We start from the raw sequence: 9,731 nt of genomic DNA on the forward strand, positions 1-9,731 counted from the left end.
ATGCAACTCGCATCAGCCTGCCGTTATGCCAAAAAGCCGTAAAAAATCTACAAAAAATAATTTTAGATAGCCAACAAAGGGTATGCGAACTACTCCTCGACCAATTAATTGATCCGCATATATTTCTACTTCATTAAAGCCATCTCTATTTATTGAATCTGCATTATGATCTCCTTTTGTAGTAAATACATAACCTTGCGTTGTTTCTTGTATGGCAACAATCCTATGAATAATAGGATATGGTCTATCAGAATGAAAAACCAAGACATCTCCCACATCTAATTTTTCAGGGGTTGCTCGTGTAAGAACAATAACATCTCCTTTCTTAAAACCATTCTTCAAAGGAAAATCAAAAAACATATCTTTTGTAATGCCTTTATCTTCATACCAATCACCACACGAAAGCCAATATTCATCTTTATTCAAATGAACTTTTTCATTAAATTCTTTTGTACAAAGCAAGTAACTATCTTGTTGTTCTTGCAAACATTGTCCGTCAGGTGTACTAATTAAACAATTTTTTGTGGGTTGATGATCCATACTTGAAGTAATAACAGCAACAACCGGAAGTTCACTTCCTAAAGCTAAACCAAGAAGTGGATAAACAATAAATTTGATAAGAATAAATGCGATAAGAATATTTGCTATCCAACTCAACGCAGAGTCATCATACCAAATAAAATGCCATGCTCGTTGAAAAAAATTCATTTCGACAGTGCTTTTTTTGTATCGTTTTGGTGTATTGCGCTTCGCTTTACCAGGTTTCATCGCTTTCATCTAGTACGTAGACTAAGAAAGACTATAAAAAGGTTGTTATAAAAAAGACGGATTTACTAAGGAGACACTTGGTTCGTCACTTGAAAGGTTTGTTAAGAAATACAAACGGCAATGATGTGGTCCGCTTTGCTACAACGGTATTGAATTTGTTGTAGATGATACTAAAACTTAATCCTTGCAAAGCAAATAAGCATCTCTTCGTAGTAGACAATGAAAATTCTTTAGTAAAAACGCCTTATAACAATTCTTTGTTCAGAAAATACAATCAGGCATGCAGTAAAGAATTATTTTTAAGAGCAATACAATAATAAAGAACAAGATTTAACGAAGGGTGTATTTATAAAGAACTTTTCATTCTTTTCTTGTATGACAAAGCGATTCTGTCCAAAATGCGGCGTAGCTATTGAATCAGGTGTTTTTTGCAGCGATTGCGTAGTTAAAAAGCTTAATTATAAAACACCCTTAGTTCAAGTTTCTGAGTTTAATAGAGAGTACTACAAAAGTCGCTGGATTCCTTTTAATGATTTAGAAGAAGTTATTATCAAACGCGTTCAAGAAGCCGTAGGTAAAAAAATCACTCTAACACTTGAGCCTTTTTCTTTTGAGCCCAAGTCAAAAAATAAAACAACACTACACGCGCTTGCAGAAATTAATGGTCAACAAGTAAGGCTTCCTGTAAAGCTTTCATATATGCAATGTGATTTTGGTCAGAAAGAAAAAACACAATATTACGAAGGTATTTTGCAACTGCGTAACAGCTCTAAAACGGTCTTTTCATTTATTGAACAAGAGTTAAAAAAAATTGCTCATAAGGGAGTTTTTATTACAAAAAGTGTAGAAACAAAAACGGGTGTTGACTTATACTTAACTAATAAATCATACATTCGTTTACTTGCACAAAAAATTCATGCAAAGTTTGGTGGGAACTTAAAGCTCAATCCCCAATTATTTTCTCATAATCATCAAACATCAAAGAATATTTATCGTCTAAATGTAATAGTAGAATTACCTTCTTATCAAGTAGGCGATGTTATTTTTTTCATTCCTGTTGGTGCTCGACGTAAAGAGGAACAAAAAATCGTGCTTATCAAGCGACTAGGCAAAATTTCTCAAGGCGTTGATTTATTAACAGGTAAAAGCATGGCATTTGAATATAAATTTGCTAAAGATATTAAGGTTGCAACACTTCAAGAAACACAGGTTGCAGCAACTATTCCTGAACTGCTCGTGCTTGATCCAGAAACATTTCAAGCAGTAAGAATGAGCAATAATATATTCTCAAAAGATAATTTAAAGCCCGATGATAAAGTTATGGTCGCACAATCTAATCAAGGTCTTATTCTTGTAAAAAAGATCTAAAAACCTCTGCAAATATGTTGTAAAGACCCTAAGAGAGGCTTCGTATTCGAAAGGTTTAAATACTCCTCCTAATTGGTAGTAGTATTGTGTTTAGGGGTTATACTCATGGCTGATGACGAAAAAAAATTCTCAAAGCAACTCATTAATAAGACAGTGGTTTCAAAGACCGGTAAGCGGTTCGGCGAAGTGGGAGATATCATTTTTGAAACTTCCTCTGGCGAGCTCATCCATATAGTTCTTCGTGAACCAACGGTGTATACTAAAAAGCTCGAGCTAGAAAAGACAAAGGAAGGCGAAGCACTTATTCCTTTCAGTGCAGTTATTGCAATGGGTGATTTCCTTGTAGTAGCTGAGGAAGACATTATTTAATGTTTGACGAACGCTACCCCCTGAATGATACAAGGTCTTTATTTCTTTTTTCCCTATTTCTTATTATTGTTTTAGCAAAACTATTATATAGTGTTTCTCATTACAACTAATTATGAAAGAAAGCACTATTTGGACTGAAAAATATAGACCTCAAACGTTTAATCAAGTTCGTGGTCAAGTGCATGTAGTTGGAAAACTCAAAGCGTTTGTAAAAGAAAAAAACATGCCTCACGTATTATTTGCTGGTCCTGCTGGCGTTGGTAAAACAACCCTTTCGCTTGTTGTTGCTAAGCAATTATTTGGTGATTCTTGGAGCGATAATTTCCTTGAGCTTAATGCTAGTGATGAGCGCGGTATTGATGTTATTCGAAATAAAGTTAAGGACTTTGCAAGAACTAAAGCGCTAGGCGATGTGCCTTTTAAAATTATTTATCTTGATGAGTGTGACGCGTTAACGAAAGAAGCGCAACAAGCACTACGTCGAACCATGGAAAACTACACTGCATCATGTCGTTTTATTCTTTCATGTAATTATTCTTCTAAAATTATTGATCCTATTCAATCACGTTGTGCAGTATTTAAATTTAAACCAATTGAAAAAGAAGAGATTTTCAAACTCATCGATGTTATTGCTCAACAAGAAGACTTAACCATTAGTAATGACGCTAAACAAGCTATTTATGAAGCAAGTCATGGTGATCTTCGTCGCGTTGAAAATATTTTGCAAAGTACAGCAACGTTTGATAAAACAATCACCGAAGATGCAGTATTTTCTATTGCCTCATTAGCTAAACCTAAAGAACTTGAGCACGTATTCGACGCATGTGCTAAAAAAGATTTTAATATAGCTCGAAAAGTGCTTCTTAATATTATGCTCCAATATGGCATGAGTGGTCTTGATATAGTTATTCAGTTGCAAAAAGAAATTTGGAATGCTACTGGTTTTAACAAACATACCAAACTTGATTTTGTGAAAGCCTGTGGCGAAACAGAATTTCGAATGGTTGAAGGTAGCGATGAATACATTCAATTAGAGTCTTTACTTGCTAATCTTATTCTCCTCGTTGAAAACGAGTAACAATAAAAAATAACTAAATACGTTTGGAGAATAAAAAATCTAAAAAAAAGAAAGAAAAAAATTAATTCTAACTACTCGATGTTCCTAAATCCTTAATGGTTATAGACATTTGGTCCGTTTGTCCAAAACGATAATCAAGGTCTATATTTAAAAGATCTTCATAGATAACATCTGCAGGGGCATTTCCTTGAATTGTGCAAGTAACTACTCGAGGACCACCATCATATAAATTAATATCGCCTTGTGCAATGCTACCAAAGCCTCCTGAGATTCCCGGACAATTAATTTGTGCGTTGCTTTCATCAGGTAAAGACAATGTTAAATGAACAATATTTTTATCCGTATTGGTAATACTTAAATCACAACCATTACTGCTTCCTTGTTTGAAAATTTTTCCAACAGTATCTACTAAGGAAATAGTAAACGTAACACTTATTTTATCGTCTCCTTGAGGAATTTGTTTAAAATCTTTTATTTGCAAAGGTCCGCCAGAATTCATCGTCGTTTGTAAACTAGAGATTTTACAAATTTCTTGTGCGTTAGGATTAGTAATTGCATTCGTCGTATCTCCAGCTAAACAAATTGCAGTTGTTGTTGATGTACTATAATCGTAGCAAAGTTCGACTTGGAATGTTTTTTGTAAATCTCCTCGAGAGTCCGGTAAGTAACGTAAATTATCAAATGAGAGCGTTGTAAATTGTCCTTGTTGTGTTGAACCATCAGAACCTTTTTTTGCTCCTGGAAGCGGATCTTCGAGTTGTATAATCATATCATTTGGCGTGATATCAAATTGTTCAGCAAGAATACCTTTGAGTCGTAACTCCAAGAAATCACCTTCCGCAATATTATGTTCTCCGACATTAGTAAGTTTTGTCCCAATGCTAAACGGTGTTTTTCCTGCGTCAAGAATTGCACCTTCTTGTGTTGGCGGCATACCTTCAACAAATTCTACTTGTATTCCTTTAGTTCCACCCACATAGGGATTTGTGCTTCCCGTATTTGTTTCGCCACCACTACATGCTGTAACAAAGAGCATAAGAGTTGTTAAAACAATCAAGAGTATGGTATTAGTTTTCATAGTAATAATTCCTCCAATTCATTAATTTGCTAGAGTGATAATGGAATTTCGTTGTATATATTCTGCATAGCCATAAGCTGCTTCTATGTGTAATGGCGCTTCATAAGCTGACGTTGATGTCAAATACTCATATGAATAATAACATCGTACACTTCCTTGACCGTTAACAAGTCTAATTCCTTCTCCTCGTTTTGGCGTACAATCAAGTTGTTGATCATTCACCCGCACATCAAGTAAATAAATCTTATCAAGTTGTTGCGAAGTGAGTTTTCCTGGATAATAAGGACTGCATCGTTCTAAATAACCAAAGTCAAAGACACTCCCATCGCCAACGTTCTTAAAATTAATAGTGAAATAAATACCTCGTTTTGTGTTTTCTTGTTCAACGGTCGTTACAGCAACTGGCGCACCATTACCACCATTATAAGTGATTTTCTTTGGCGTGCAAACTTTTCTGTTTTCGCTATAAGGATCTGGATCAACACAAATTTGAGGATTTGCATATGTTGCGTACGCATAACAATTTGTTACCATAAACGACGCATCTGCTCGGTCATCTCCTGTTTGCCAGCCAACTACATTTCCATCAAATGCAACAACATCACTTTCTCCACCCGGATATTCTGGGCTGTTTGGTGCAAGGACATATTCATAACCATTATAGTTGTCTAAGGAAAGTCTATCAATTAAAACTAGCATGCCAGTTCCATGATTCATAAAGTCAATATCAATAATATCTTGTAAATTCACACTTACTTGTCCCCCTAAGCCATCATTTTCAAGACTAAAACCAACATTTTCAATAATATTGTTAAAAAGCGTATCTTGTTTTGCAAGGCCAAATTGCTGAAGTAAAGAGCCTACACTATTTACTCGTAGACCTGCGCCTGCTTGATTTGCATAGCCGTCAAGACCTAGTTCTGAGCATCGAAGTAGTCCTGTTGCAGTTCCGCCTAATGAACCTAAATCAAGATGGCAATCTTGCCAACTCCCGCCATATTTAGCTATCATAACGCCATCAAATTCAATCATATAAGGATTATATCCTGAAACATAAAGTCCTCCTTTTGTCCACGAAGAGCCTCTATTTTGCAAATCTACAAGAACTTGAAAACCATTTTCGCTCCGTGATGCACCTTGATAATAATATAGGTTTGGCGGTGGACTTGACGGATCTGAAAATCGCATATAAACTCCTTCCGTACCCCTATAATAATCCTTATTAGGGTTATCTCTATTGGCTCCAGGAAATGCTCCTCCTGAACAAGCGCTTAAAAAAAGCAGGGATACCAGTAAAATCGTTAATAGTATAGGTAGTCTCATAGTCCTCACACTCTTTATATGATAATCAAGTATTTATATATTATTTGGTTATGATTATCTATTTAAGTTGTTAACACGCTGATAAGCAGCATTTCCTTGTTTATCAACAACTTTAAGGCAAATTGTTGTCTCATCTGAATTATATGATGGCGTTGCTATTTGAAAATCCATTGCTTTATAATTAGAATCATAAGATCCTTCTACTTCGTTTTCTGCATATTTAAAATCAGGAATATCCTCGCAACCAGGAATTTCTCCGTTAACAAGAGTTTGCAAGATTCGTTTTTCTACAAATGTCCAATAAGCAATAGTGTCACAACCACAGGTTTGTTGAGGATCAAGCGTTATAGTATCATCTGCATCTCTACAAGACCAAGATATAAATGAATCAGTAGCAGTTATTTCTTCCACTCGCGGTTTATTATTTCGCTCAAAACAAGTCGGCCATCCACAAAACGTTCCTGGTTGACAAAAATCATTTGCTAAAATACAAGTTGAAGGGTTTTGTCGGCAAAGACTTTCATCGCCATACACACAATTAAGCGTATCCCACGCGCTAGCAAGTTCTTGATTAGAAACTCCTTGTTGTAAAATAGGCCAAGTATTCGCTTGTGGATTGTTAAGATCATCATTTAGTGCAACATCTCTAAATGGTTGTGTGTTTTGTTGCATTGCGTAAGCTTCACATTTCGAAATACATTTTCCTTTATTTCGATCTACTCCTGGAATAAAAACCTCCCATGAATGACAAAAGTCTTCTGTGAATTCTGTTTCTTCAAAAAGATTTAATGGTCGTATTCGTTCTACAATAAGATCTTTTGAAATAGTTTCTGTGTATAAATAAGAAAGTTCTATTACAAGCGATGATAAATAATTCGTACTTACTAAGTCAATGGAATTTGTTTCTAATTTACAGACTGTTTCTGCTTCTCCATCTCTAAAGCGCACAACTTCCGGATAACAAGCTAAAGAATCATTTCCCAAACGCGCATCTATTTTAAAAGTATTTACAGCTGTTGAAGTAATTTCTTTACAAGCACCATTAGTATCAATAATAAAGTCAGAAACTATTCCATCACCATAATGCTCGATGTGCACGACAAATTGGGGAAGTACATAGGTGCCTCTAGGTACCATATTCGTTTCAATTGCAGTAATTGCTACTGGCGCTCCTTGGCCTTTAGAATAACTTTTATCTTCTGCCTCACATACTTTTTGGCGGACATCGACATTTTGTGGGTCGGTATCAATGCAGACATCGTCTGAAAAAAATGTTTTGTAGGGATAGCAGGCAGTTGCATAAAATGTTGCTTGATTTTTTTCAAAATTTGCTACAATTGGTTTTGCATTAAAAGTAACCACAGAGCCTCCATATCGATCATAGTATTGCTCATTATCTTCACTAAATAAATAATAAAGCTCGCCTTCAGGATATGCTGTTGATTTGCCATGAATTTGTAATTGCGTTGTGACTGGCTTTATACTGTCTTGTGCAGATGTTGTTTGTCGAAGCATTTCCAACGTGTCAAATGTTAAGTGAAATGAGGCCATATAATCATCAGTAATGTCAAATGATCCTTTGTTTTCAACAAGGAGCTGAACATCAAGAGGCGCTCCTTCAAAAACTTTATCCGGAGGTGCTTGTTCTAAAAAAGAAATAGAAAGCCCTTCTTTACCAGTAAAATAATCTACTTGGGTAAAGCTTGATCGTCTATCAAAAACAGGTCCTGAAGTACAACTTGCTAGAAATAAAATAAGCACGAGTAAAAGCAATAATAATCGTTTCATGCTTCCACCCTCACAATTGCTGATTTTTGAATACTATAATCATAATCAACAGTAAAAAGCATCGTTGATTTGCTCCAGTCAACGCCTTCTGGAAAAAACACGTCTGCATATTGTTTATCAACACCTACATCACATTCAATTGTTGTAAAAATTTCCCACTTATTAAAATTATCAATAACAGTGTAAATCCATCGACCGTCTTCTGTTAACGGTTGCAGGTCGAAATCTGGTGCGAAATTACAATTTGAAATAGCTAGTCCTTCTGGCATGTTAAATTGCGCTTTAGTCACGCGTTCTATTTTTTGTTTACCATTTTCATCATCATGGGATAATTGAAGTTGAAACTTAAGTCGGTGTACACGGTTATCTTGACCTTGCGAAATAATTGAGTCTTCATCCATTGCAATAGGCATCCTTAAAACATTCGCACCCATTTCTTTAGTGTTTGATACACCTATTTGTATTGGTCCTGCACTAGTGATTGCTTTTGATTCTTCTAAGAACTCTTGCAAATCAAGTGTTGTTCCCGCGTCTTTTTTGTGAGCGAGAAGAATAGTTTCAAAGTCTGTTGAAATAATTTGAATGGGTAATCGTACTGTTGAACGATAATTATACACTCCTTTAACAGCAACATTATGTGTTCCCACAGGAAGTTTTTCAAAAATACAACTGACTCGCGGAAAAAAACTTGCTGTTGCTTCTACAGGATAGCTTGGTTGTATTTCGCCCATATACGTTCCTGTTCGACAGCTTGTAGAAATACTTATGGGTTCATATGAGTTTGCTGCATAGTCAATATCTATTTGCACAGGTTCTGTTGAATAAAATATATCTTTAAAAGGGTCTGGGTTTTCCATTCGTACACCCATAAATTCATACGTTGATTCTGTTTCTCCATCTGGAAGATACTCGCCACTTCCTTTGAGTTTTTGTTCGGCAACCCATAATTGTAATTTTTCTAGTAGATTCGCATCTTCCCATGAGGCCTCTCGTTGCGCAACTGTTTGTTCTTTATCTGCTTGAAATTGATTTCCTGAAAAATAACCAATCATATTAAAACTGGATAATCCTAAAATAAGAAGAACCATAATAATAATAATTGTTTTTGTGTTTACTAGGTCCATTGTTTTCAGAACGAATAATAAACTAAAAACAGCAAAGAGTATCATAACAATAACAGTATTATCTTTAAAAATACTGGATAAAAAGTCATTTGCTTTGAGCATCACACTAAGTAAAACATTAAGTGCCATAAAAAGTATTAAACCAAACATTTCTTTTTGTTCGAGCATTCCTAGTTTAGTTCCTAATAATAAAAGTAAAATAATAACACCAACAACTGGCAGTGAGGAAAGAATTTGTGTTTCTGAAAATGCCCCGACACCAAACGGTCCTAAAACAATAATACCAATAAATGCTAGTAAAAAAACTATCTTCTGATTTTCTGCTGCAAGGCCGCTAAAATGTCCTCGTATTCGGGCAAGTCGTTTATCGAGTTTGCTTTTCTCGTCAGCTTGAACAATTGCTATTTTACGATCATAATCTTGTCGTATTCTTTCAAGTACTCCTGGTAGTTTACTTTCCCATGATTTTCTTAATTGAGCCGGAGGTCCCCATTTTGCTAAAAGAATTTCAGGAGCTAAATCTGCTAAATCGCCCACTCCCGGAATTAATCCTATAAACAAGTCAACGAACAAAAATCCTAAAATCTTAATGTACGTCATTAAATCAAAAAGAATAAGACAAGGAATAAACCAAATAAATGCTGAAATACCAAATGAAATAAAATCACCAACAAATGGTATCCAGCCCAGTGCAAAATCAACAGCCCCCATAATGTATAAAGAAATATTATTCATGAAAAATCCTAAGAAAGGCGGCTTTTTACTACCGTTGCGATAGGCTTCTATTTTTGCGTCACGCTGTTGTTTGAGTTTTTCTATTTTTGCGCGTTTTTCT

8 protein-coding genes are annotated in these 9,731 nt (G+C 35.2%); 3 read left to right on the top strand and 5 right to left on the bottom strand.

What is annotated here, in order from left to right:
- Positions 1-12: 12 nt before the first annotated feature.
- A complete protein-coding gene (locus tag K9M74_02120) occupies positions 13-777 on the bottom strand; it encodes a signal peptidase I (GenBank protein MCF7798675.1) in 765 nt (254 codons plus the stop codon).
- 366 nt (positions 778-1,143) lie between these two features.
- On the opposite strand from K9M74_02120, the gene K9M74_02125 reads away from it, so the two are divergent.
- From K9M74_02125 to K9M74_02135, 3 genes are all read left to right on the top strand, one after another.
- Positions 1,144-2,136 carry a hypothetical protein gene (locus K9M74_02125; protein ID MCF7798676.1) on the top strand — a complete coding sequence of 331 codons (993 nt, stop codon included), beginning with the start codon at positions 1,144-1,146 and terminating at the stop codon, positions 2,134-2,136.
- Positions 2,137-2,241: 105 nt separating this feature from the next.
- Positions 2,242-2,505 (top strand): PRC-barrel domain-containing protein, encoded by a 264-nt coding sequence (locus K9M74_02130; GenBank protein ID MCF7798677.1) that lies wholly within the window; start codon positions 2,242-2,244, stop codon positions 2,503-2,505.
- A 112-nt stretch (positions 2,506-2,617) separates the two neighbouring features.
- Positions 2,618-3,583: a replication factor C small subunit gene (locus K9M74_02135; GenBank protein ID MCF7798678.1), complete on the top strand. Its 966-nt coding sequence runs from the start codon at positions 2,618-2,620 to the stop codon at positions 3,581-3,583.
- Between the two features lie 67 nt (positions 3,584-3,650).
- Here the strand turns inward: K9M74_02135 and K9M74_02140 are convergent, their stop codons facing one another.
- The 4 genes from K9M74_02140 to K9M74_02155 all read right to left on the bottom strand — a co-directional run.
- Positions 3,651-4,661 carry a hypothetical protein gene (locus K9M74_02140; protein ID MCF7798679.1) on the bottom strand — a complete coding sequence of 337 codons (1,011 nt, stop codon included), beginning with the start codon at positions 4,659-4,661 and terminating at the stop codon, positions 3,651-3,653.
- Between the two features lie 21 nt (positions 4,662-4,682).
- The gene (locus tag K9M74_02145) at positions 4,683-5,984 is read right to left on the bottom strand and encodes a hypothetical protein (GenBank protein MCF7798680.1); all 1,302 of its coding nucleotides are present in this window, start codon (positions 5,982-5,984) and stop codon (positions 4,683-4,685) included.
- Between the two features lie 54 nt (positions 5,985-6,038).
- A complete protein-coding gene (locus K9M74_02150; GenBank protein ID MCF7798681.1) occupies positions 6,039-7,772 on the bottom strand; it encodes a hypothetical protein in 1,734 nt (577 codons plus the stop codon).
- Positions 7,769-9,731 (bottom strand): DUF4112 domain-containing protein (locus K9M74_02155; GenBank protein ID MCF7798682.1); only part of this gene is annotated, 1,963 nt, incomplete at its 5' end. The genes K9M74_02155 and K9M74_02150, both read right to left, overlap by 4 nt.

The sequence above is a fragment of the Candidatus Woesearchaeota archaeon genome (assembly GCA_021734105.1).
Taxonomy (GTDB): Archaea; Nanobdellota; Nanobdellia; order Woesearchaeales; family SKGA01; genus SKGA01.